We start from the raw sequence: 24,084 nt of genomic DNA, 5'->3' as shown, positions 1-24,084 counted from the left end.
GTATCCCATAAGGAACCAATCTGTGCGCGACGATCTGAACGCGATCCCGGTGTTTGTCACGGTGGTCGAGAGCGGTAACTTTGCCAGCGCGGCGACGATCCTCCACGTCACGCGATCGGCGGTAGGGAAAACCATTGCCCGGCTGGAGGCGCGTCTCGGCGTGGCGCTATTCCAGCGCACCACCCGCAGGCAACTGCTGACGGAAGAGGGAGAGCAATTTTATCACCAGTGTCGGGAGGCGCTGGGTCGCATCCGCGAGGCCGAAGAAGCGCTGCAGCGCGGCAAAGGCGAGGTGCAGGGACGGCTGCGGATTTCGCTGCCGGTGCTGTTTGGCCAGCGCTGCGTGGCGCCGCTGCTGTTCCGCCTGAGTCAGCGCTATCCGCTGCTGAAGCTCGAGCTCCACTACAGCGACCGGCAGGTCAATTTGCTGGAAGAGGGGTTTGATCTCGCGGTGCGTATCGGGAGCCTGGCCGATACCGGGTCGCTACGGGCGCGGGCGCTGGGGGAGCATGGCATGGTGCTGTGCGCGGCGGCGGAGTACCTGCGCCGCCAGCCGGCGCCGCAGACCATCGCCGGGCTGAGCGAGCACCGCACCCTCGGCTATCTGCATAACGGTCAGCTGCAAAAATGGCAACTTTACGACCCGCAGCAGGGCGAAGTGCGCTTCACCCCGGAGGCGTGGCTGGTGCAGGATGACTTTGCCGCCATCGCCGCCGCGGCGCAGCAGGGGATGGGCATCGCCTGGCTGCCGGACTGGCTGGTGGCGCAGGCGCTCGCCGACGGGACGCTGCAGCAGGTTCTGGCGCCCAGCGACCGTGTGCGTTTCGCTATCCACGCGGTGTGGCCGGAAGGGCCGTGGCTGCCGCAAAAAACGCGGGTGGCGATCGATGCCCTGCGGGCAGGGCTGCGCCTTGCTAAAAGCACACCGCCCAGCGGTTAAGGGTATCTTAAGGCGTCCGGGCGATAATGACAGAAAGATGACGACTGAGAGCTATCGCCATGAACGCCCTGGAAACCCTGAATCAATCTGTTTTTTTCGCGCTTAACGCGCAGCCTGGCGCCGCGGATGGCCTGCTGTCGCTGGCCAGTTTTTGCGCCAATGGCATTGTGTTTATGATGCCGACGATCGCGCTCGGCCTGTGGTTTCTCGGTGGCCGTGAGGGACATCGTCAGGCGCTGTTTATGACCCTGGCCGTGATCATTTCCCTCGGGCTGGGGATGGTGTGCGGGACGCTCTGGTTCCATCCGCGGCCGTTTATGCTCCCCCTCGGCCATACCTGGATAAGCCATCCGGCGGATAACAGCTTTCCCAGCGATCACGGTACGGTGATGTTCAGTGCTGCGTTTGCGCTGCTGTCGCTGCGCCTGCGGGCGCTTGGCCTGCTGATGCTGCTGGCCGCGCTGCCGGTGGCCTGGTCGCGGATCTATCTTGGGGTGCATTTTCCGCTGGATATGGTGGGCGCGGCCCTGGTCGCCGTCGGTGGGGTCATCGTGGCGAAGCGAGTCTGGCAGGCGGTCGGCCCACGACTGGTTCTGCTGTGCGAGGCCGTCAGCCGGCGGATGTTCTCCTGGCTGCCGGCGCGCTTTACGCCATAGTCTCAGCGGCGTGGCCGTCCGGCACGGGCGGCGCGACGGTATAACGTGCTGCGGGCGATGCCCAACATCTGCGCCGCCCGGCTGACGTTGCCGTTGACTCTGGCGAGGGTATCGACAATCAACTGCTCGTCATGGGCCTGCAATCCCCCGCGCGGCAGCGGCGCAGGCGCGGTGCGATATGTCTCCGGCAGCGCATCGGGCGTTAATGTGTCGCCCTCATCGGCGAGGGCCAGCATCACCTTCAGGACGCTCTGCAGCTGGCGTACGTTTCCCGGCCACGGCAGCTGGCTGAGGTGGGTCAGCAGCGCGGTGGACAGCGTCACCCGGCGCGAAGCGCCGCCCAGGTCGCGCCACAGGGTGGCGATAAAGGTTTCCAGCGCTGGCCACTCGCGCAGCGGAGGCAGCGCCAGGGCATACTCCCGCAGGCGCCACAGTAGATCTTCGCGGAATTCACCGGCGCTGACCCGCTGGGTCAGGTTGCGGTGCGTGGCGCAGATCAAGGCGAAGTTCACCGGCACGCTGCGGCTGGCGCCCAGCGGCGCCACCTCTTTCTCCTGCAGTACCCGCAGAAGGCGGGTCTGCAGCGCCAGCGGCATATCGCCGATCTCATCAAGAAACAGCACCCCGCCCTCGGCTTCGCGGATTTTGCCGATATAGCCATTTTTACTGGCGCCGGTAAACGCCCCCGGCTGGTAGCCGAAAAGCTCGGACTCGATCAGCGATTCCGGGATGGCGGCGCAGTTAATGGCGACGAATTTACCGCTGCGCCAGCAGCTGTGCTGGTGCAGCGTACGGCTGACATACTCTTTGCCGCTGCCGGTTTCCCCCTCAATACAGAGCGCGATGCCGGCGTTAAGCAGCCGGAGCAGCTTTTCGCCTTCCCGCGGGCTGGTGAAGGGGAGCTGCATGGCCGGCGGGGCGCTCACCGCCACCCGGCGGCGGGTGGGCTCGCGCAGGCGATAGTGATAGCGACCCTGCGGGGTGGTCAGCGGCAGAGGAACGCTGACCGCCGTTTGCGTCAGCGTCGGAAAAAGCGACGCAAAGGTGAGCTGGCCAAACTGCGCCGCGCTCAGGCCGAACTCGCGCATCGCCAGCCGGTTGCCGGCGGTGAGGACGTTATCGGAAAAGACCAGCAGCAGCTCCTCGACGCTGTCGAGCTTGTCCACCTGCCGGTGCAGGCTCATCAGCCACTGCTCAGGATGCAGGCTCTGCTTCACCCACAGATACTCAATCTGCTTTGCCGCTGCTTTCACCCAGCCAAAGGTATGCTGGTGGGGAAAATCCGCCGGGCCGGAGATATCCAGCACGCCGGCGATACTTCCGTCCGGCCGCTGGAGCGGCATCGCCGCGCAGTACAGATTCTGGTTGCGGGTGAGAAAGTGCTGACGGCCATCGATTTCGCAGCCGTCGTCAATCGCCAGCGCGGTGCCGATGGCGTTGGTCCCACGCCCGCTTTCGCTCCACAGATTGCCGGGCGCCAGCGCCACGCGCTGCGCCTTTTGCATCGCCTGGGTATCGCCGACGGTGTGCAGCACCAGACCGCCGGGGTCGGAGAGGACCACCACCGACTGCAGGTCCGCCACCTGGCGCGACAGGGCTTCCACCACCGGCTGCGCCAACTGCTGCAGGCTGCGGTGGCTGGCGAGTCGATCCGCCAGCTCGCCGGCGTCGAGGCGGGGAAAATCCTCGGTAGCGGGATCCAGACCGTAGCGCTGGCAGCGAGACCATGAATCGCTCAGCAGGGGATTGGCGTTAACCTCTGGTGCGAGAAGAAAGGGATTGCCTGGCACAGGGCACCTCTGGGTCGATGTTGCTGTGTTGCAATATTGTAGCTATTTGGTTTATTTGGTGTTGCGATTTGCAACACATAAGTGGAAACCCGTGCAACAGTGGCTGACCATCTGCCCAGTTAGTGAAGGCAACCTATTAATAAATAAAAAGATTTAAAGTAAATAAAAAACTGGCATAACCCCTGCAAAGTGAGAAGCGTTCGGCGGCAAGTTTAAAAAATCAATATGCCGCTGCGTCTCAACCCTACAGAAGGAGATTTGCGATGCGTTATGCACACCCTGGCCAGCCCGGCGCCCTGGTTTCATTTAAATCCGCTTACGGCAACTTTATTGACGGTAAATTTGTCGAGCCGCTGAGCGGTGAATTCTTTATGAATACCTCCCCGGTAGACGGCAGCAACATTGCGCAGTTTCCCCGGTCGGATGCCAGAGACATTGACTTCGCCCTCGACGCCGCCCACCGTGCGGCGCCGGCGTGGGGCAAAACCTCAGTGCAGCAGCGCTCCAGGCTGCTGCTGCAGGTCGCCGATCGTATTGAACAGCATCTGGAATATCTGGCGGTGGCGGAGAGCTGGGACAACGGGAAACCGATCCGCGAAACACTGAACGCCGACCTGCCGCTGGCGGTGGATCATTTTCGCTACTTCGCCGGCTGCCTGCGCGCCCAGGAGGGGAGTACCGCCGAGATTGATGAAACCACGGTAGCTTACCATTTCCATGAACCGCTGGGGGTTGTCGGTCAGATTATCCCGTGGAACTTCCCGCTGCTGATGGCCGCGTGGAAGCTGGCCCCGGCCCTGGCGGCGGGTAACTGCGTGGTGCTCAAGCCGGCGGAACAGACGCCGCTGAGTATTACTCTGCTGCTGGAGCTGATCGGCGATCTGTTCCCGGCCGGGGTGCTGAACGTGGTGCAGGGTTTCGGCAAAGAGGCGGGCGAGGCGCTGGCCACCAGCAAACGTATCGCCAAGCTGGCATTTACTGGCTCCACGCCGGTCGGGCGGCATATTCTCGCCTGCGCGGCGGAGAATATTATCCCCTGCACCGTCGAGCTGGGGGGCAAATCGCCCAATATCTACTTCGCCGATGTGATGGAGGGAGAAGAGGAGTTTATTGAGAAGGCGGTGGAGGGGCTGGTGCTCGGCTTCTTCAACCAGGGTGAGGTTTGTACCTGCCCGTCGCGGGCGCTGATCCATGAATCCATCTATGAGCCCTTTATGGCGCGGGTCATGGAGAAGGTGGCGCAGATCCGCCGCGGCGATCCGTTAGATACCGACACCATGATCGGCGCCCAGGCTTCCCGCCAGCAGTTCGACAAGATCCTCTCCTATATTCAGATTGCCCGGGAAGAGGGCGGCCAAATCCTGACAGGCGGCGAGCGGGCGGCTATCGCGCCGGCGCTGGATAATGGTTTTTATATTCAGCCCACGCTAATTAAAGGCCGCAACGATATGCGCTCCTTCCAGGAGGAGATCTTTGGGCCGGTGATCGGGGTGACCACCTTTAAGGACGAAGCGGAAGCGCTGGCTATCGCCAATGAGACCCAGTTTGGCCTCGGCGCTGGGGTGTGGACGCGCGATACCAACCTCGCCTATCGCATGGGCCGCGGCATAAAAGCGGGTCGCGTATGGACCAACTGCTATCATGTCTATCCGGCGCACGCGGCGTTCGGCGGCTATAAACAGTCCGGCGTCGGCCGGGAAACGCACAAGATGGCGCTGGATGCCTACCAGCAAACCAAAAACCTGCTGGTGAGCTACGGCACCGCGCCGCTGGGCCTGTTCTGAACTCCATCTCATTTCTGATTGATCCCCAGTCCGCAATCCATTCGGGTTGCGGATTTTTTTTACTTCAAAATAACCCCATGCAAACGATGGGTTTGTATCGGCGGCAACGGCAATATATTCACATCACTGATATAACTACTTTCACTTGAAAATAAAAACACTTCCAGAACAAGAAATTATCGGATGGGGGCTGACTGTCTTTGCGTCGTTTGTGTAGAAATGATGAATATTAATACCAGGAAAATTCCTAATTTTTTGGTGCTGCCCGGCAAGCGCACAATAAAACAAGACGACTTTTTGAACACTTATCTTTAAATTTGTTAATGGAATTGATCTGTTGTTGTTTAAAGGTATTTTAATTTCTTTTGTATAGATATGTAAATTAACATTGAAAAGCCATTTCAAAAATTAAGTTTATGGCGAATACAGTTGTTAACCTACAATTAACATTTACTCAGGTTGCCTTTTGATACTTCGGGTAATATATTTATTTCGCACATCAAAATAACTCTTTTTTCTTCTGCTTGTCATTCATGGCCATCTGTTGGCGAAATAAAGCAGAGTGGAGAGAACGTGTGCCTACTATCCTGCGGAAGGAACGCAATGAACATTTACAGGGAGGAGCTGACGAGCCGTTTCGCGATAGCTATGGAGCTATTGGCGATGATGGAAAATATATTCGTTAACGATGAGATAAATAATGAAAAAACAACCTCGCTTTATCACCATTCTCATAGGGGCGCTGCTTTCTGGCGTCGCCTTCCAGGCTACTGCGGCCAATACCATTAATCCAAACTCGGGCACCAGCGCGCAAGGCGCCGGCGGGCAGATCACCTTCAATGGGTCGATCACCGACAGCTCTTGCAACGTTGATAGTAATTCTTCCGGCCAGCCTGTGGATCTGGGCAAATGGGCCAGCAACTATTTTACCGGCACCGGCGCCGAAACCACGAAAACTCCTTTCCATATCAAAGTGAAAGATTGCCCGGCCAGCGTGACTACCGTCGCCGTGCTGTTTGACGGCGCGCGTGAACAGACGGATACCTCCCTGCTGGCCATCAACGGCGGCGGCGCCAAAGGCGTAGCCATTAAGCTGTATGAGCACGATCAGACGACGGCGGTCAGCCTCGGTAAAACGACCGCAAAACAGACGGTCACTCCGGGTTCCAGCGGCGGCACCGGCACTGCCGACCTCGAGTTTTACGCCGACTATGTCTCCACCGCGGCGACCGTGACGGCAGGTAAAGCCGACGGTACGGCTAATTTCAATATGATTTATAACTAATCATACTGCACGTTATTCAGAGTCAGTTCATTGCGTCCTGATTAATTGCAGATAGCTAAAGAGATAATTGTCATGAAGTCATGAAATATATTCGTGACGGTATAGTTGTTTTTGCTAATTATCCCGACGGGTACTGGCTCTGTTATTTACTGCTTTATTTTATTGTCTGTTCAACCTTTGCCTGATGGTAAGTCATGATGAAGAAAATAATTGCCGTTGCGGCCTTTCTGCTGTGCTCCACGGCAGCGCAGGCCGGTATTGTCATGGGTGGAACCCGTGTGATTTATCAGGAAGGGAAGCGTGAAGCTGCTATTTCAGTCACTAATGCCGATACCCATACGCCCTATCTGGTGCAGTCATGGGTGGAAAATTACGCGGAAAACGATAAGGCCAGGGTGCCCTTCATTGTCACACCGCCCTTGTTCCGTCTCGATCCGGAGCAAAATAACGTCCTGCGCATTAACTTTATTGGCGCCTCGTTACCCAGCGACCGTGAATCGGTCTACTGGCTGAACGTCAAAAGTATCGCCCCGACGCCCCAGGGCGAGGTGAACAAGCTGCAGGTCAATATTAAGTCGAAATTCAAAATCTTCTATCGCCCCAACGGCCTGGCTGGCGACCCGGCGAAAGCCTGGCAGCAGCTGAAGTTTAGCCAGTCCGGCGGTCATCTGACGGTGGCAAACCCCACTCCCTATTTTGTCTCTTTTTATTCCGTCGCGGTGGGCGGGCAGTCAATCGACGACCCTGGCATGGTGGCCCCCTTCGGTCAGAAAACGTGGTCGGTGAGCGGGCACGGCACCGTCAAATGGCGGGCGATTAACGACTACGGCGGCGTCAGCGATTTCGCCCAGCAGTAATTCCCCTTTGTAATGAGCTTACCGGACGGCGCCAGCATGAAAAGAATAACAACAGCCAGGGTGCGGGAGTATGCCGCGTTGCCCGTCACCGCCGGACGGGCGCTGGCGCTGGCGACGCTGCCGACGATGATCTGTTGTCTCAGCCCGCTGTGCCGGGCGCTGGCTGACGACTATTTTGACCCGGCGGCGCTGGAGTTTGCCGACCCGCAGCAGCAAACCTCCGATCTGCACTACTTTGCCAAACCCGGCGGACAGCAGCCGGGGACTTACCCTGTCACCGTGGTGGTTAACGACCAGGAGCTGGGCCAGGCCGATATTACGTTTGTTGACGATGGCGGGAAGCTGCAGCCGGTGCTGACGCCCGGGCAGCTGGCGGAGTATGGGGTTAACGTTAGCGCGTTTCCGGCTTTTCAAACGCTGCATGAGGGTGAGACCTTCACCCGGATCGAGAAGTTTATTCCCGACGCCAGCAGCCGCTTCACCTTCGCTAACCAGCGCCTGACGCTGAGTATTCCCCAGGCGGCGATGAACGTGCAAAGCCGCGGCTATGTCGATCCCTCGCGTTGGGACGATGGCGTGCCGGCCGCGTTTGTCGATTACTACTTTTCCGGCGCGCAAATCAAGAACGCCGATGACGGGGAGAGCAGCCGCTCAAACTATCTCAATTTACGCAGCGGCGTTAACCTGGGCGCCTGGCGGCTGCGCAACGTCTCCTCAATGCAGTACGACCAGCAGCGCCGACACTGGGATTCACAGAGTACCTGGCTGCAGCGCGACGTCCGCTCGCTGAAGAGTCTGCTGCGGATCGGCGATACTTACACCACCGGCGACGTGTTTGACAGCATCCCGTTTCGCGGCGTACAGCTGATGTCTGACGATGAGATGCTCCCGGACAGCCAGCGTGGCTTTGCCCCCACCATTCGCGGCGTGGCGCACAGCAATGCCAAAGTGACCGTCTCCCAGCACGGATATGTGATTTACGAAACCTTTGTATCGCCGGGGGCGTTCGCCATCAGCGATCTTTATCCCACCTCGCAGAGCGGCGATCTGGAGGTGAAGGTGACCGAGAGTAATGGTTCGGTGCGCACCTTTACCCAACCCTATTCCGCCGTGCCGTATATGCTGCGCGAAGGGCGAGGCAAATTCAGCCTCAGCGCCGGCCGCTACCACTCCGGGGCGGATTCGGTGCGCTCGCCGGAATTCCTGCAGGGCACCCTGTTCTATGGTTTGTCGGCAGGATTTACCCTCTACGGCGGCACGCAGCTGGCCCAGGACTATCAGTCATGGGCGCTGGGCCTGGGCCGCGGCTTCGGCGAATTCGGATCGCTGGGTGGCGACGTCACCCAGGCCGTCACCCGTACCCCGTCGGGTAAGCGCTATGCGGGCCATTCGCTGCGCGCTCAGTATCAGAAAAATTTTGTCAGCTCGGGCACCGCATTCAGCCTCGCCAGCTATCGCTACTCCTCCAGCGGCTATTACGATTTTGCCGAAGCCAGCGCCCTGGAAAGCGCGCAGGGGCAGGTGGACAACCGGCGCCGACGGGAAGAGATCTCGGTGTCACAAAGCCTTGGCGATCTGGGGAGTCTGGCGGTTTCCGCCTGGTCGCAGGAATACTGGCACCGGCAGAGCCGGGATGAGACGGTACATCTCGGGTTCTACAGCGCCTGGAAAGGGATCTCCTGGGGTGTGGGCTATTACTACACCCGCGCCAGCGGTCAGCAAAAAAATGATCGCTCCTGGTCTTTCAATATCAATATTCCGCTGGGTGGTCCGCTGTCCGACAGCGCGGTGAGCTACAACACCACCTCGGACAGCAATGGCTATACCTCGCAGCAGGTGTCGCTGTATGGCGCGGTGCCGTCGCGGCCGAACCTGTTCTACTCGGTTCAGCAGGGCTATGGCAATCAGGGACGAGGCAGCAATAGCAGCGCTGCTCTCGACTACCACGGCGGCTTCGGCAACGCCCAGCTTGGCTATCGCCATGACGCCGCCAGCAACCAGCTGACCTGGGGAGGCGCCGGCTCGGTGGTCGCGCATCCGCACGGGGTCACTTTCGGCCAGACGGTGGGCGAGAGCTTCGCCATCGTTCGCGCGCCGGGGGCCGCCGGGGTGGCGGTACAAAACGGCAACAATGTGCACACCGACTGGCGCGGCTATGCCGTGGTGCCGTCCCTCACCGCCTATCGGAAAAATGTCATTACCCTCGACACGGAGTCGATGGCGGATGATACCGACGTCGACCAGCAGGGGCAGACGGTGATCCCCAGCGGCGGCGCGGTGGTGATGGCCAACTACCGGACCCACATTGGCAACCGGGTGCTGTTTACCCTGCGCAATGCCCAGGGGCCGTTACCGTTTGGCGCCAGCGCGCAATTGGTCACGGCGGAGGAGAGCGGCAATGCGCCGGGCGGCATGGTGGCTGACGGCGGCCAGGTGTACCTCAGCGGTGTACCGCAGGAGGGGACCCTGGCGGTGAGCTGGGTCGTGAACAACCAGTCGCAGAGCTGCAGGCTGCATTTTCATCTTCCGGATAACCCACAGCAGAGTCTGAACACGGTGAAAACCGTCTCCGGACTGTGCCAGACACGCTGAGGCGGCTATGAAATCTGTTTTTCGTCTACTTCCTTTCCTCTTTCTGCTGACGCTGAGCGGTTATCTTCCCGGCGTGCGGGCGGAAACCTGCCGCGCGAATATCGGCCAGACCACGGTCAATATTCCCAATATCAAGTATTTACCCACGCTGCCGGTCAATACCCAGATGACCAGCGCGATGGCGGATAACGGCAGCGGGATCCCCTTTTCCTGCGACCTGCAGCTGCCGACGGCGAGCGCCAAACGCATCGTCTATAAGCAGCTGAAAACCGGCGGCGCGCCGGTGGTGATTAATGGACAGCACGTCTACCCCAGCGCCATCGACGGCATCGGATATTCGCTCAGCTTTCAGTGCGCCGGCGGCCCGATGCGCGCTATCGACGGCAGCCACTCCGCGGGCGGCGAGTCGGTGGTGGTGTGCGACAGCGCGATGCTCCCGGCGCTGATGACGCAGCAGCAAACCACGGTCAGGATCGCGGTGACCTTCTATAAAACCGGGACGGTGCAGCTGGCGGACGGGACGCATACCAACTCGCCGTCGCTGCCACAGGTGGGGGAGATGACCATTGAGCAGCAGGCCAGCGGCAGCGCCAGCTATGTCGCCAGCGCGCCGGTCAGTATCGATATGGCTGCCCTGAACGTGGACATCGGCAGCAGCGGTAGCTGTCAGGTGACGACGTCGTCGATCCAGGTCTCTCTGGGCACGGTAAACCGGGCGGAGTTTCACGGTAAAGGGAGCACCGGCGGCCAGGCGAAGCGCTTTTCGATCCCGGTGTTCTGTCCGACGCCGACCGACGTGCGCATCGGCTTTTTCGGCGTGAGCGTGGAGAGCGATACCCTGGCGCTGAGCCAGGTCAGCAACAGCGCCAGCGGCGTCGGCGTGAAGCTGACCTACGGCAATAACCCCGGCGCGGCGGTGCCCGACGGCACCAGCGTTAAGATCAATGAGGCCAGCAATCTGCCGATCCTGAAAAGGGTAACCGGCGCCAGCGCCGGGACCGCCGAGGCTATCAATTTTAACGCGCAGTATGTGCAAACCGACGCCACCGTGGCGGCGGGCACGGCCAACAGCATGGTGACCTTCGCCCTGGAGTATAACTAGCCTGGCCCCGTGGGCAGACTGCCCTGCAGCGGGATCGGCACTACCGCGCCGTAGTCGTCGATATAGTTCAACTGGTACAGGCGAGCGTTGTCGGTGGTCATTACGGTGTGGCTGCTGTAGGGCCGGAGCATCACGTTTCTCATCGGCGAGAGGTGGCCTTTATTATCGATCAGCGCCCCGTTGACCAGGGTGATATGCAGTGGGCCTGAGTTCGTCAAGCGCAGGTTATTGCCGCTCTGCTGCCACTGCAGCTTTTGCACCTCTTTGACGAGGGTGGTGGCGATGGTGGGTGGACGATAAAACAGCTTCAGACGGGTGCGGACGACAAATTGCAGCGTATGATTGCCGCCGGCGGTCGGCGGCGTCTCCTGGATATTGACCCAGAACAGGCTTTCCCGATCGTCGGGCAGCCCGCTGCCGAGATAGATAAAGCGCAGTTGGGCGAATTGCTGCGGTGATAAATAGACCAGCGGCGGCGTCGCCACCATCGGCAGGCCGACGCGCGAGGCATTGAGCCCGGCGTCCAGCCAGATCTGCACTTTATAGGGGGTGCTGCTGCGGTTATTGATATTCAGGCTGGCGACTTTGTCTTTTCCTGAATAGATCACCCGTGAGGCATTAATGGTTATCCCGGCGCAGGCCTGAAAGGCCAATGCGCTGAGCAAAACAGCCACCTGAGTTTTCATGATCGCTTCCTTTACGTCGACGTTTCATCCCTGACCGGAAAGCTATTCCTGCATAATGGTAAACCGGGCCGTCGCGTTGCCGTCGCCAGGATCCATGTGGGCTTTATCCCAGGTGTAGTAGAAGGCTTTCAGCCTGAAGGTGCCGGAGCCGCCGTCCACCGGGATCTCAATGCGGGGATCGTGTTGCGGATCGATGCGTTCATCGAGGCTGAGCGGAGTGCCTGTACGGTCGGTGAGCAGAATTCCTACGTTGCCGGCCGGCTTGCCGCGGCCGTCGAGGGCCAGTACGCGATGTTCAGGCATGCCGATGGGGGTGGGGCCATCCACCACAATATAGTAGGTGCCTTTCTCGCAATCTTTGACGCGAATATCGACACCTATCGCCGGCCCGGTGCCAGACTGACTGTTTTTCAGCCGCGACAGCGGTATGTCGCCCATGCTGACGTTGATGACCCCGTTGTCGCCCGCTCCCTCAAGCTTGCATGCCCCGTTCACAACCTTACCGATAAAGTTCAGCGTGCCGTCTGCCGCGCCAACCGGGCCGGCAACCAGTCCGGCAACCAATGTCGCCAGACACAGCGAGATTAATTTCATTTTCTTTCCTTCTGTATTGCCGATAAAACAGATCGCCAGAGCATGAATTCTGCCGCGTCAGGGGGGAATTATTTGCACTGGATATGTTTTTAATTAATTTATTTAACTTACCAATTTATTTACGTCTGGAAATAATCTGCGCATGTTATTTATTATCGCTTTACCGGGATATTAGCGTGGGGAAATAGCGGAGTAAATAAGACGGACAATGACCAGAGTGGAAGGGGTAATATCGCGAGATAAAATGTTTTGTTATTTTAATACAATGAGTTAGATTTTTCCTGCTGCTGTTTTTGAACCTAATTTCGACATCACGTCAGGCTGGAAAATACGATCGCTGGCGTAAGGCTACGCCCGGCGGATGAGAAATCATTCACCGGGCGATAGCCCTGTTTCGTTGTCAGATTTGCGATCGGCAACCGCCACGCCGGGTTGTATGTCCCGGAATTTAAAAATAGGATGAATTCCCTGTTACGCGCGGCGGAGGGTGCTGACTGAGAAGCGGCCGACCACCCCGGCGCGCAAACCCGATAACAATAAGGATGGCGAGATGAAACTGACGGTGGGGCTGGCGCTGACGCTGGCGATAATGACCTGCGGCGCCCAGGCGCGCGATATGCAAACCATCGAGCGCAGCGGTGAACTGAAGGTCGGCGTGCCGGGCGACTACGCCCCGCTGGCGTTTCGCAATGCCGCCGGCGAGCTGCAGGGCTATGACGTCGACATGGCCCGCGATCTCGGGCGCACGCTGGGGCTGAAGGTGAGCTTCGTCTACACCAGCTGGCCCGCGCTCGCCGCCGATCTGCAGGCGGACAAATACGATATTGCGATGGGCGGCGTGACGCAGACGCCGGCGCGGGCGAAGGACTTCGCCCTCAGCCACCCGGTGGTGGCGAACGGTAAAATCGCCTTAGCCAACTGTCAGGCTGCGCCACGGCTTGGAGCGCTGGAGAAGATTGACCGTCCGGAGGTGAAGGTGGTCGTCAACCCTGGCGGCACAAACCAGAGCTTTGTCGATGAGCATATTAAGCAGGCGCAGATTATTCGCGTACAGAACAACGTCGATAATCTGGAGGCGCTGCGGCAGAAAACGGCCGATATGATGGTGACCGATCTGATCGAAGGCGACTATTACCAGAGCAAAGAACCCGGTGTGTTCTGCGTCGCCAACGAGACGCCGTTCGCCGGCACCGCCAGCGATAAGGTGTATATGATGAGTAAAGATAATCCGGCGCTGCTGGAGAAAGTGAACCAGTGGCTGGATAGCCAGGACAAAGAGGTTCTCAAACGGAAGTGGAAAATTCGCGGTTAACGCGGCGGCGCGTCACCGCCGGCGGGCGCGTCCGGCGGTGGTTATCGGCCGCAGTCAGCCCTGCGGCGACAGCGCCTGTCGCGCCAGACCGCGGAAGTAGCAGGCGTAGCCGAGGGTGGCGGTCAGGCACAGCATATAGCCAAACGACTCGCTGCCTTCCTCCACCGTATTTTTCACCACCCGGGCGAAGTTCTCATTCAGTACGGCGTACCACAGGCCGTGCATGCCGAACAGCCGCGAGAAGACCAGAATCGCCAGCAGGCCGCTGATCATCATGCCGTAATAGGGCGTGCGGGTATAAGCCGCCAGCTGCGACAGGGTCTGACGCAGATGTCGCAGCGGCGCCAGCAGCGACCCCGCGGTGGCCAGCAGGGCAAACCACACCCAGCTGCCATGGGAAAGTAAATCAAACAGGCCATCCAGCTCACGGATCAGCATGGCGAGGAAGAAGCCGCCGATGAGGATATTGCTGTAGCGTAAGTGGGAATAGTTGCGCGCCAGCAGGAAGTGAACCAGTACGATGACGGCCAGCACGCTCTCCTGCACCACTTCAGTCAGCGACACCTCCGGGATGTCGTTGCCAAATACCCGAATATCCACCCACAGGCAGAGTACCGCGAGAGCGGCTGCGACCGCCGCGCCGAGAAAGAAAAGCAAGCTTCGTAACAGAGACATTAACACCACAACTTATAGTTAAAACAAATATCATAAGTTTTGGGAATGCATGTTCCTGTTCACTTTGTGCGACTTTGCGGCTGTTTTTTAACATTTTGCGCTTTTTAGCGCCGGGAAAGGCGACAGGGGAGGGGGACTCCCCTGAATGAGAGGCGTCAGAGAATATCATCCACCACGCCGCCGTCGACGCGCAGCGCGGCGCCGGAGGTGGCCGACGCCTGCGGCGAGCAGACGTAGACCACCATATTGGCGACCTCTTCCACCGAGGCCGCCCGCTGGATCACCGAACTCGGACGGTGGGTCATGACAAACGCTTTCGCCAGTTCCTCCAGCGACTGGCCGGTTCTCGCCACTTCGTCTTTCAGCATTTCGGCAAAGCCGTCGGAAATCGTCGGCCCCGGCAGAACGCTGTTAACGGTCACTCCACTGCCGGCGACATATTTCGCCAGGCCGCGGGCCAGCGACAACTGGGCGGTCTTGGTGACGCCATAGTGGATCATATCCGCCGGGATATTGCGCGCCGATTCCGAGGAGATAAACACCACCCGTCCCCAGCCTTTGCTGACCATCGCCGGCAGCAGCCCCCGCGACAGGCGTACGCCGGACATGACGTTGGTCTGCCAGTAGTTGTCCCATGTCGCGTCGTCGGTGGCGTAGAAATCCTGCGGGCCATAGATCCCGGCGTTATTGACCAGGATATCGACGCCGGTCACCGCCCGCAGCAGCTGGGCTGCGCCGTCGGCGCCGCTGAGGTCGGCGATGGCGGGTCGCACCTTCGCGCCCGACACCTCATTTTGCAGACGAGCGATGGCGGCGTTCACGCTCTGCTCGCTGCGCCCGTTAATGATGATCTCTGCGCCGCTCTCCGCCAGGCCTTTGGCGATAGCAAAGCCAATACCCGCCGTGGAGGCGGTGACCAGCGCGACTTTCCCCGATAAATCAATCTTCATGTTCCTGCCTTCTGGTTGTGAATCACCCATTAAGCGTAGCAGCGACGGTATCGGTGGGGATCAGTAACCGGCGTGCTTATTGACCAGGTTTTTGAGCGGCAGCCCGCGACGCTGGCGCTGAATGTTCTCCAGCAGCTGGCGGGCGATCACCTCGGCAGGGGCCGCAGAGGCCATATGCGGGGTGATCACCACCTGCGGATGGCGCCACAGCGGATCGTCAGCCGGCAGTGGCTCCTGCGGGAAGACGTCGAGCACCGCGCCGGCGAGCTGGCCGCTCTCCAGCGCCGCCAGCACATCCTCATTGACCATATGCTCTCCGCGCCCGCAGTTGATTAATACCGCTCCGGCGGGAAGCCGGCTGAACAGCGGCGCGGCGAGAATACCCCGGGTCTGCGCGGTTAGCGGCAGGAGGTTAATCAGTCCGTCAAGCGACCCGAGGAAGCTGTCGAGCGCCTCCGCGCCGCGATAGCAGGTGACGCCAGCCAGCTGCTTTTCACTGCGCGACCAGCCGGAGACCCGATAGCCAAGGCGGGCCAGCTGGTCGGCGATATAGCCGCCAATTTCGCCGAGGCCCATAATGCCGATATGGAAGTCGGCGGCGGCGCGCTGGGGATAGAGCTTCCAGGTTTGGGTCCGCTGGTGGGCCAGAGCCCGGTCGAAATGGCGCTGAAACCACAGGACGCTCCACAGGGCATATTCGAACATGCCGTGACGAAAGTCCTCATCGATCACCCGGCACAGCGGGATATCGCTGGCGAACAGCGCGGGCGGCAGATGATCGACCCCGGCGGAGGCGGCCTGGATCAGCTTCAGCCCCGGCGAGCGGGTCAACAGCTGCGGGTTCGGGAACCAGCAGCTGGCGTACTGGGCATCGCGCGCCGCCTGGTGATGGGGCAGGAGCGCGGTGACGTCGGGAAACTGCTGCAGGGCGGCGCAGATATCGCGGGCGAAATCCGCGTCGTTACAATCCACCACGATAGTGATATCAGACATAGGCGTTAGTCTTGGTAAGAGGTATCGAGACGGTCAAGACGGCGCAACCACGCCTGCCAGACCTGTTGACGTTCATGCTCCACGCCCATCAGCTGCTCGCAGGCGTGCTGGCTGAGATGCGGGGCGATGGTGTGGATCGGGCTGAGGGCCGCCAGCTGGGCGGCGGCCATCTGGATCTCGCAGGCGCGGTTGAGGTAGTACATGATGTAAAAGGCGTCAGCCACGGTGCGGCCCACCGACAGCAGGCCATGGCTCTGCAGGATCATGGCGATATTATTCCCCAGCGAGCGCTGAATGCGCGCCCGTTCGTCAAGGTCAAAGGCCACCCCTTCATAGGGGTGGTAGCCGACGCGCTGGTAAAACTCGGTGCTAATCTGATTGAGCTGCAGCAGGCCGTCCTCGCAGGCGGCCACCGCCATCCCCGGCAGGGTGTGGGTGTGGATCACGCAGTGGGCGTCTTCCCGGGCCATATGCACCGCGCTGTGGATGGTGAAGCCCGCCGAGTTAGCCGGCGAGTCGCCCTCAACGACTTTGCCCTGCATATCCACCACGATCAGGTTGCTGGCGGTGACTTCGTCAAACATCATGCCGAAGGGGTTAATTAAAAAACGTGGCTCGCCGTCGCCGGGCAGGCGCACGGAGAAGTGGGTGTAGAGGGTATCCTCCCAGCCGAACAGCGCCGCCAGACGGTAGGCGGCCGCCAGCTGCTGGCGCAGGTGTTGCTCAGTTGCCATTTAGTGTACTCCCATAAATTCACGGATTCGTTGCAGAGAAGGGGCCTCCAGCGGGCTGCGGATCACCTGCGGGGCGATGTCGGCCTGCACCACGCCGTTCTCCATCAGCACCACGCGGTCGGAAATCGACAGGGCAAAATCCATCTCGTGGGTGACAATCAGCATGGTCATGCCTTCGCGGGCCAGTGACTGAATGACCTTCAGCACTTCGCCTACCAGCTCCGGATCCAGCGCCGAGGTTGGCTCGTCAAACAGCATAATGTCCGGCTTCAGCGCCAGCGCCCGGGCGATCGCCACGCGCTGCTGCTGGCCGCCGGAGAGCTGCCAGGGGTATTTGTGGGCATGGGCCAGCAGGCCGACGCGGTCGAGCAGCGCCAGGGCCTGCTCGCGGGCGACCGGCTGATCCAGCAGCTGGTGATAGCGCGGGGCCAGCATCACGTTGTCGAGCACCGTGCGGTGGGGGAACAGGTTGAAGCTCTGGAAGACCATGCCGATGCGCCGCACCCCGGCGCGCATCTGGCGTTTATCGACGATGGCTCCGCCTTTCAGATAGTCCTCGCCGTAGAGAATGATCTCCCCGCCATCAAGGCTTTCGAGGGCGTTGATGGTGCGGATCAGGGTGGTTTTGCCGGAGCCGGACGGGCCGATGATGCTGATCACCTCCCCGTTCTCCACCTGCAGATCGATGCCTTTCAGCACCTCATGCTGACCCCAGGATTTGCGGATGCCCCGCAGATCGAGCGCTGGCGGCGCGCCGTTGACGGCCGGAGTTTTGAGCTCCTCCGTCAGCGCCGGCAGGCTCTGGCGCAGCGCCTGGCATTCCGCCTCGCTGAGGGTTTGCGGACGCTTGCGCTGAATATCGAGGCTATTCTCCAGCCCCCGGAACAGCCAGGTGAAGACGGTAACCACCATGACGTAGTACACCGCCACCGCCAGCAGCGTCTCCATCACGAGGAAATTTTGCGCGTACAAGCGCTGGCCGGTGAGCAGCAGCTCGGGTAAGGAGACCACCGACAGAATCGAGCTCAGCTTAATGATGGTGATGTATTCATTGATCAGCGTCGGCAGCGAGATGCGAAACGCCTGAGGAATAATAATTAGCCGCTGGATGCCGATAAAGCTGAAGCTCAGCGCATGGCCCGCCTCGCTTTGCCCTTTGGCCACCGACAACAGCCCGCCGCGGTGGATCTCCGCCATATAGGCCGCTTCGGTGACGGTCATCGACACCAGCCCGGCGATAAACGGCACCCCGAGCAGCGGCTGGGTCACCGGAAACAGCTGCGGCAGGTTGTAGACAAACACCAGCAGCACCATCAGCGGCACGCTGCGGAAAAACCAAATATAGAGTTCGACGGGGATCTTGATCCAGCGCGGCGCCGAGAGCTTCGCGCAGGCTAGTAGAAAACCGACCACCAGGCCGATCCCCCAGGACAAGGTGCTGACCACGATCACGGTCACGCACGCCTGCCAGAATGCCCCAATGCTAAACAATGAAAAAAAGTATCCCCAATCGAACGCCATACCGACTCCTGTTGCGCAGTGCTTATTGTCTTAATCGATGCTTTCTAAGTTGTATTTTTTGATCAGCGCGGCATATTTGCCGTTGGCTTTCAGCGTGGCGAGGGTGGCCTTAATCGCCTCCGCCAGCTCAGTGTTGCCTTTGGCGACGTAGATCCCCAGCGGCAGCGGGTAGACCAGGCGCGTCGAGCTTATCGCCAGGCGACCGCGGCTCTTGTCGACGATAATCTGCGCCGCCGGGGCGATCTCGAGCTGGGCGTCGATATTCTTCGACAGCAGCGCCTGGGAGGCTTCCGGCGCCGTCGGGAACTCCTGAATGGTGATGGCCGGTTTACCGTTTTTCAGGCACCACTCATCGGAGTGTTTTTTCAGGCTGGTCACCCAGGTGGTGCCTGCCTGCAGACCGACCTTCACGCCGCACAGCTCATCTTCGGTTTTCGGCTGCACCGCGCCGCCCTTCAGGGCGATGATCGACGCGCCGGAGAGGGCGTAAGGGATGGCGTCGGCCTGCTTCTGGCGTTCCGGCGTCACGTACATCCCGGAGATCACCGCGTCATATTTCTTGCCGATGCCGAGGATCAGGCTGGTGAACTTGGTGTCGATCAGCTGCGGTTTGGCCTGCAGATGCTCGGCGATCAGCGTCGCGAACTCCGGGTCGAGACCGACGATGTTGTTATTGCTGTCATAGGACTCAAACGGCGGGTAGGTAACCTCCATCCCCACCTTAAAGACGCCCTCGGTCAGCAGTTCCGCCGCCTGGGTGACAGAGGAGAAACAGGCGCTGACGGCGAGGGTAAGTGCGACGCGGCGCGAGATTTTTTTCAGGGTGCTAGTCATCATGGTTCCTCACGGGGGGTTAGGGGTTTTTTTGCTGTGCCTGTTTTTTCAAATGGCCAAAGGTATTGGTGCCGCGCGCGCGCTCCGGCAGCTGGAGCTCGCCGCGATTGACCTTCTCGCGCAGATAGCGATAGGTTTGCAGCGCCTGGCTCCACATATGCTCTCCGATGCTCAGCTCCTGATATTCGCTGGCTTCGCCGGCGGCCAGAAAGGTCGGTAGCGGGCGGATCAGCGTGTGGTAATCGCAGGCGAAAAACAGCGGGAAGGAGTACCGCTCCTGCGGCACTTTGCGCACCCGGTGGGCTGTAGCAACAAATGTGCCAGCGCTGAGCACTTCCAGCATGTCGCCGATATTGATCACGAACGCCTCTTCTCCGGCGGCGTTCGTGACGGGAGGCGCGTCGATCCACACGCTTTCTTCATTGAGGACTTCAAGCCCGGGCTGGTCGGCGAGCAGCAGGGTGAAGCACTCATAGTCGGTGTGTGCACCAATTCCGGGAACATCTTCGACGCTGGCGTCGAACGGGTAATGGATTAGCCGCAGCTTAGCCGGCGGGCAGGTCACCATCGGTTTGAAATACCCTTCCGGCAGGCCGAGCGCGAGGGCGAAAGCGTCGAACAGGCGGTGGCCGAGGGCGAAGACCGCATCGTAGTAGGCCAGCACCCGCGCGCGGAAATCCGGCAGATCGGGCCACTCGTTGGCGCCGATCAGCGGTGTACCGGCGAGCACCAGCGGATGGTCGTCCGCCGCCTGGAAGCCGATATCGAACGCCTCTTTATGGTCCGGCTTGCCGGCGCCGTAGATCTCTTCTCCTTCCGGGACGTAGCCCTTATGGCTTTTGGAGCGGCCGATGTAGTAGTTCATCTTCTCCTCCATCGGCAGGGCGAAGATCTGCTTCGCCGCCGCGCGGACGCCGGCGATCAGCGCCGGGTCGATGCCGTGGCCGGTGATGTAGAAAAAGCCCACCTCGCGCGCCGCGCGGCCGATGGCGTCGGCCACCGCCTGGCGCCTGGCGAGATCGTCGCCGGCCAGATCGCGGATATCGATGGTCGGGAGTTCAGTAAAAGCGTGCTTCACGGCGGTCATGGCTGCGGTTCCTGTTCAGTGAGCGTTAAAAACTGCTGAAAGTGGGCCTGCTGGCGCGCGGCCATCCAGGCGTTGAGCGACCAGAGATCGGCCACCGGAACGTTGGTGAACGGCAGGTGGTGCAGATAGCCGTCGGCGCCAAACTCCGGCGTCAGGGTAGTTTGCTGATAGCCGCGCCGGCGCTGTGAATGCCAGATTTGCTCCCAGAAGCGCTCGGCAAAGGCCAGCGCCGGCTGATACTCCGGCGCCGCCGGGTGCGGCACCTGCGGCCCCTGGTCGTAGCCCACCCGGGCCTGCACGTGATGCACGCGGTCGATAAAGGCGCTGAAGTCATCGCAGGGGTCATCCAGCAGGCGCTCGCTAACCACCACCCAGTGGCTGATGTCGGCGGTAAAGCGCAGCTGGGGAAGTTGCTGAACGATCTCCAGGGTGAGCCACGGGCTGTACAGCGAGGTGGCGCGATGGGTTTCAAAGCTGCAGGTCAACCCAAACCCGGCGGCCAGCTCGTGCGCCTTGCCGAGAAAATCGACCTGCTGCGCCAGCGGCCAGCGATCGTTGCCCGCCAGCAGGTTGACAAAACGCGGGTTGAGGCTGCTGGCCTCGGCTAAGCGGGTCTGCAGGCGCGCCAGATGCTGTTCCGGCGTTTCATGCTGGGCGGGGAGCACTCCGCCGCCGCTGAAAAGAATGGCGATATACTCCAGCCCCGACGCCTGCAGGCGGTCGGCGAGCTGGCGCCGTTCGGCCACCGTTAACGGCACGCGGGCTTCGATACCGCAGCAGCCGACGCGCTGCAGTTCATCCAGCGTTTGCGGCCAGGGGGTCGTCACTCCCCAGAGGGTGCGAAAGCATTTCAGCTCCATGGCGGCTTCCTCAGGCGTACTTCACGCCGGGCAGGACGCAGAGCATCTCGTACAGCAGGTTGGCCGCCAGCTGGGAGGTATTACCGCTCACGTCGTAGGGGGGCGAGACCTCCACCAGATCGGCGCCGATCAGGTTCAGGCCGCGGCAGCCGCGGACGATCTCCAGCGCCTGAATGGAGGTCAGACCGCCAACTTCCGGCGTCCCGGTTCCCGGAGCCCAGATAGGATCGAGGCTGTCGATATCAAAGCTGAGATACACCGGCCCGTCGCCCATCTGCTGGCGGACTTCGGCCATCAGCGGCGCCAGCGAGGTATGCCAGCACTGCTCCGCCTGCACCAGGCGAAAGCCCTGGTCAACGCCCCACTGGAAGTCGCCGGCGGCGTAGCCCTGGGCGCGCTGGCCAATCTGCACCACCCGTTTGAGGTCGAGCAGTCCCTCCTCAACGGCGCGGCGGAAGGTGGTGCCGTGGGCGATTTTCTCACCGAACATCTCATCATTGGTGTCGGTATGGGCGTCGACATGGATGAGCCCCACCGGCCCATGTTTTTTGGTCAGCGCCCGCAGGATCGGCAGGGTAATGGTATGGTCCCCGCCGAGGGTGAGGGGGATCAGCGGATAACTATTCAAACCGGTGTAGTAATCTTCGATAATTTGCACCGATTTGAGCAAACTGTAGGTATTGATCGGCACATCGCCGATGTCGGCCACCGACAGCGAGTCGAACGGCGCGGCGCCGGTCGCCATATTGTACGGACGGATCATCACCGATTCGGCGCGAATATAGCGTGGTCCGTAGCGCGTACCTGAGCGCTGCGAGGTGCCGATATCCAGCGGAATGCCGACAAACGCCGCATCAAGTCCCTGTAAATCTTCGATAAACGGCAGGCGCATCATCGTGGCGCGGCCGGCGAAGCGTGGCATCTCATTGCCACCCTGCGGTTGGTGAAAGAGGTTATCCATGTCTGCTCCTGAATCTGACGGATGAAACGTAACAGGAGAGATAGTGCGCAACCCGCGCTGGACTTTACATCGTCTGGCGTAAATACTCAGTTCATTTATTGGTGAACTAAATACGATGCATAATGACGCCAGCCTCAATATTCGCCAGCTGCAGGTTTTCGAGGCGGTGGCGCGCCTGGAGAGCTACAGCCGGGCCCAGCAGGAGCTGGGCATTTCGGTCTCCGCCATCAGCAATGCGATGTCGCAACTGGAGGGACAGCTCGGCTTCACCCTCTGTCAGCGCGGGCGCGGCGGCTTTTCCTTAACGGAAAAAGGTCAGCAGTTTTTACAGCAGGCGATCCGCGTGCTGAGCGAACTCAATGAGCTGGAGCGGCAGTCGGCCCTGCTTAAAGGGGAGCACAGCGGCACCCTGTGCATCTCGACGCTCGACTCCATCGAGACCGAAACGGCGCTCTCGCTGCCGGTGGTTCTGCGCAGCTTCAGCGACAAATTTCCCCATGTGCATATCAAACTGATTATTCGCACCCCGGCGGAGCAACTGAACGGGGTGCTGAACAACCATATCGACCTGGCCATCGGCAGCTACAACTCGCAGGTGCATAACATCATCAGCGAGCCGCTGTACCGCGAGCAGCACTGGCTCTACTGCAGCGATCTGCACCCGATGTTCTTCAGCCGCCAGCTCGATAAAGAGCAGATCAGCCAGTGCCCGCTGGTGACCCGCAGCTACTGGAACACCAGCGATCTCCGCCGCCGGGGCTTCAGCAAAGGCAGCGCCACCGTTGAGACCGTCGACGCCCAGCTGCTGCTGATCCTCTCGGGAAAATATATTGGCTATCTGCCGGAGCATTACGCCTGGCCGTGGATCAAAGAGAACCGCCTGCGGGTGCTGCTGCCCAACGAGTTTGGCTTTCAGTCGCCGTTCTCGGCTATCTGTAAGCGCGGGCGCAGCAATGAGCCCTACCTGAAAGCGTTCCGCGATCTGCTGAAGAAGAACACGGTGGCGCGGCCGAAGTGGAATTATTAAGCGGGGCGGGCGCTTCCCTCCGCCGTGGTGGCGGTTTTCGCCCTAAGCGCGCTGCCCGGCGGGGGCGGTTTCCCTGTTCAAAAAACGAACGGCAGCCGGTAGCCCGCCCGGGCTGCGGCTGCCAGGCAACTGCCTCCAGGTTATCCACAGGGTTAGGCGCCGCAGGTGTGGACAGGTCGCCTGGCGGCGCGGTCGTTAGCGATTCGCTTTAATGGTTTTTTCCGCGATCGCGATGGTGGAGACTTTGTGCAGGCAGATCAGCGCCAGACAAATCCCGCAGGCAAACAGATAACTCGCCATACTCAATTTTTGCAGACGGGATAAATGATTGATTCTGTCAATCACCGCCGGGCTGGCGAGACCTTCATACAGGAAAGGCAGGGCTGTTAAGAAGCCGCCAATAAAATAGAACACCAGACTGAAGACTTCGACAGCCTTACGGTATAACCAGAAGCGGTAACCCCATTTCTTCCATTTGAATATGCGTTTCTCATCGTTGACCGAAATCAGATGCTGGCATTTGCTGTAGTTATCAATATCGCTGACCGGATTTTTGCATTTCAATAATATCTTTCTTTGCGCCATGGTCAGGTTTTTATCTTTGGTCAGCGCGGCGATACCATATTCGTATGCGATCCGTTGCAGCTCGGGGTCGTTACTATTTTTGTACAGCGCGGCGGCGAATTCACTGATATTTTTGCGCGAGGTAAATATCTTATCTTTGGGAAATACCCAACCTGAACGCACGGCGACAATCTGAATAATCAACGTGATGATCGCGATCGCGTATTTGAAAAACTCTGCCGAGAGAATATTCATATCCGTATATTCCTTTCCATGATGA

21 protein-coding genes and 1 pseudogene are annotated in these 24,084 nt (G+C 60.1%); 9 read left to right on the top strand and 13 right to left on the bottom strand.

Annotated features, from left to right (window positions below; all coding sequences use genetic code 11):
* The first annotated feature begins 22 nt into the window (after positions 1-22).
* Both ABLU50_RS20135 and ABLU50_RS20130 read left to right on the top strand, forming a co-directional pair.
* Positions 23-940 carry a LysR family transcriptional regulator gene (locus ABLU50_RS20135; RefSeq protein WP_087832483.1) on the top strand — a complete coding sequence of 306 codons (918 nt, stop codon included), beginning with the start codon at positions 23-25 and terminating at the stop codon, positions 938-940.
* Positions 941-999: 59 nt separating this feature from the next.
* Complete coding sequence (locus ABLU50_RS20130; RefSeq protein WP_087832482.1) at positions 1,000-1,596, top strand: undecaprenyl-diphosphatase; 597 nt, start codon at positions 1,000-1,002, stop codon at positions 1,594-1,596.
* Between the two features lie 2 nt (positions 1,597-1,598).
* Here the strand turns inward: ABLU50_RS20130 and ABLU50_RS20125 are convergent, their stop codons facing one another.
* Entirely contained in the window at positions 1,599-3,386 is a 1,788-nt protein-coding gene (locus tag ABLU50_RS20125) for a sigma-54-dependent Fis family transcriptional regulator (protein ID WP_087832481.1), read from the bottom strand.
* Positions 3,387-3,649: 263 nt separating this feature from the next.
* On the opposite strand from ABLU50_RS20125, the gene ABLU50_RS20120 reads away from it, so the two are divergent.
* The 5 genes from ABLU50_RS20120 (at position 3,650) to ABLU50_RS20100 (ending at position 11,006) form a co-directional block, all read left to right on the top strand.
* Complete coding sequence (locus tag ABLU50_RS20120) at positions 3,650-5,170, top strand: aldehyde dehydrogenase family protein (RefSeq protein ID WP_004205728.1); 1,521 nt, start codon at positions 3,650-3,652, stop codon at positions 5,168-5,170.
* A gap of 700 nt (positions 5,171-5,870) precedes the next feature.
* Positions 5,871-6,455: a fimbrial protein gene (locus tag ABLU50_RS20115; RefSeq protein WP_004205729.1), complete on the top strand. Its 585-nt coding sequence runs from the start codon at positions 5,871-5,873 to the stop codon at positions 6,453-6,455.
* A 194-nt stretch (positions 6,456-6,649) separates the two neighbouring features.
* Positions 6,650-7,312 carry a molecular chaperone gene (locus tag ABLU50_RS20110; protein ID WP_023318964.1) on the top strand — a complete coding sequence of 221 codons (663 nt, stop codon included), beginning with the start codon at positions 6,650-6,652 and terminating at the stop codon, positions 7,310-7,312.
* A 36-nt stretch (positions 7,313-7,348) separates the two neighbouring features.
* Positions 7,349-9,904, top strand: a complete 2,556-nt coding sequence (locus tag ABLU50_RS20105) for a fimbria/pilus outer membrane usher protein (RefSeq protein ID WP_087832492.1) — start codon at positions 7,349-7,351, stop codon at positions 9,902-9,904.
* Between the two features lie 7 nt (positions 9,905-9,911).
* On the top strand, positions 9,912-11,006 hold the full coding sequence (locus tag ABLU50_RS20100; RefSeq protein WP_043521336.1) for a fimbrial protein: 1,095 nt from the start codon (positions 9,912-9,914) through the stop codon (positions 11,004-11,006).
* Here the strand turns inward: ABLU50_RS20100 and ABLU50_RS20095 are convergent.
* Both ABLU50_RS20095 and ABLU50_RS20090 read right to left on the bottom strand, forming a co-directional pair.
* Positions 11,003-11,692, bottom strand: coding sequence for a molecular chaperone (locus ABLU50_RS20095; protein ID WP_087832480.1), 690 nt, complete (start codon positions 11,690-11,692; stop codon positions 11,003-11,005). The two genes, ABLU50_RS20100 and ABLU50_RS20095, sit on opposite strands and share 4 nt — an antisense overlap.
* Positions 11,693-11,734: 42 nt before the next feature.
* Positions 11,735-12,286, bottom strand: coding sequence for a fimbrial protein (locus tag ABLU50_RS20090; protein ID WP_087832479.1), 552 nt, complete (start codon positions 12,284-12,286; stop codon positions 11,735-11,737).
* A gap of 459 nt (positions 12,287-12,745) precedes the next feature.
* Between ABLU50_RS20090 and ABLU50_RS20085 the strand changes: the two are divergent.
* Positions 12,746-13,598, top strand: a pseudogene (locus ABLU50_RS20085) (transporter substrate-binding domain-containing protein).
* 54 nt (positions 13,599-13,652) lie between these two features.
* Here the strand turns inward: ABLU50_RS20085 and ABLU50_RS20080 are convergent.
* The 9 genes from ABLU50_RS20080 to speB form a co-directional block, all read right to left on the bottom strand.
* The gene (locus ABLU50_RS20080) at positions 13,653-14,273 is read right to left on the bottom strand and encodes a transporter (RefSeq protein WP_106479225.1); all 621 of its coding nucleotides are present in this window, start codon (positions 14,271-14,273) and stop codon (positions 13,653-13,655) included.
* Between the two features lie 155 nt (positions 14,274-14,428).
* Positions 14,429-15,223, bottom strand: coding sequence for an SDR family NAD(P)-dependent oxidoreductase (locus ABLU50_RS20075; protein ID WP_043521343.1), 795 nt, complete (start codon positions 15,221-15,223; stop codon positions 14,429-14,431).
* Between the two features lie 60 nt (positions 15,224-15,283).
* A complete protein-coding gene (locus ABLU50_RS20070) occupies positions 15,284-16,216 on the bottom strand; it encodes a glyoxylate/hydroxypyruvate reductase A (protein ID WP_043521346.1) in 933 nt (310 codons plus the stop codon).
* A 5-nt stretch (positions 16,217-16,221) separates the two neighbouring features.
* Positions 16,222-16,950 (bottom strand): class II aldolase/adducin family protein, encoded by a 729-nt coding sequence (locus ABLU50_RS20065; protein WP_087832478.1) that lies wholly within the window; start codon positions 16,948-16,950, stop codon positions 16,222-16,224.
* Entirely contained in the window at positions 16,951-18,471 is a 1,521-nt protein-coding gene (locus ABLU50_RS20060) for an amino acid ABC transporter permease/ATP-binding protein (protein WP_087832477.1), read from the bottom strand. It abuts the gene before it with no gap.
* A 30-nt stretch (positions 18,472-18,501) separates the two neighbouring features.
* Positions 18,502-19,305: an ABC transporter substrate-binding protein gene (locus ABLU50_RS20055; RefSeq protein ID WP_023318954.1), complete on the bottom strand. Its 804-nt coding sequence runs from the start codon at positions 19,303-19,305 to the stop codon at positions 18,502-18,504.
* A 19-nt stretch (positions 19,306-19,324) separates the two neighbouring features.
* Positions 19,325-20,392 carry a 2-oxoglutarate and iron-dependent oxygenase domain-containing protein gene (locus ABLU50_RS20050; RefSeq protein WP_023318953.1) on the bottom strand — a complete coding sequence of 356 codons (1,068 nt, stop codon included), beginning with the start codon at positions 20,390-20,392 and terminating at the stop codon, positions 19,325-19,327.
* On the bottom strand, positions 20,389-21,252 hold the full coding sequence (locus ABLU50_RS20045; RefSeq protein ID WP_087832476.1) for a TIM barrel protein: 864 nt from the start codon (positions 21,250-21,252) through the stop codon (positions 20,389-20,391). The genes ABLU50_RS20050 and ABLU50_RS20045 overlap by 4 nt, the downstream gene beginning before the upstream one ends.
* A gap of 10 nt (positions 21,253-21,262) precedes the next feature.
* Positions 21,263-22,213 carry an agmatinase gene (gene speB, locus ABLU50_RS20040; RefSeq protein WP_004145693.1) on the bottom strand — a complete coding sequence of 317 codons (951 nt, stop codon included), beginning with the start codon at positions 22,211-22,213 and terminating at the stop codon, positions 21,263-21,265.
* A gap of 115 nt (positions 22,214-22,328) precedes the next feature.
* Here speB and ABLU50_RS20035 point away from each other — a divergent pair, with 115 nt between their 5' ends.
* Positions 22,329-23,240 carry a LysR family transcriptional regulator gene (locus ABLU50_RS20035; RefSeq protein ID WP_004205760.1) on the top strand — a complete coding sequence of 304 codons (912 nt, stop codon included), beginning with the start codon at positions 22,329-22,331 and terminating at the stop codon, positions 23,238-23,240.
* 195 nt (positions 23,241-23,435) lie between these two features.
* Here the strand turns inward: ABLU50_RS20035 and ABLU50_RS20030 are convergent, their stop codons facing one another.
* On the bottom strand, positions 23,436-24,059 hold the full coding sequence (locus tag ABLU50_RS20030) for a hypothetical protein (RefSeq protein WP_043521359.1): 624 nt from the start codon (positions 24,057-24,059) through the stop codon (positions 23,436-23,438).
* Positions 24,060-24,084 lie beyond the last annotated feature (25 nt).

The organism is Klebsiella sp. GG_Kp173, from assembly GCF_040062415.1.
GTDB lineage: Bacteria > Pseudomonadota > Gammaproteobacteria > Enterobacterales > Enterobacteriaceae > Klebsiella > Klebsiella quasipneumoniae.
The sequence above is the reverse complement of the archived record's forward strand: the minus strand, read 5'-3'. Positions and strand labels throughout refer to the sequence as shown.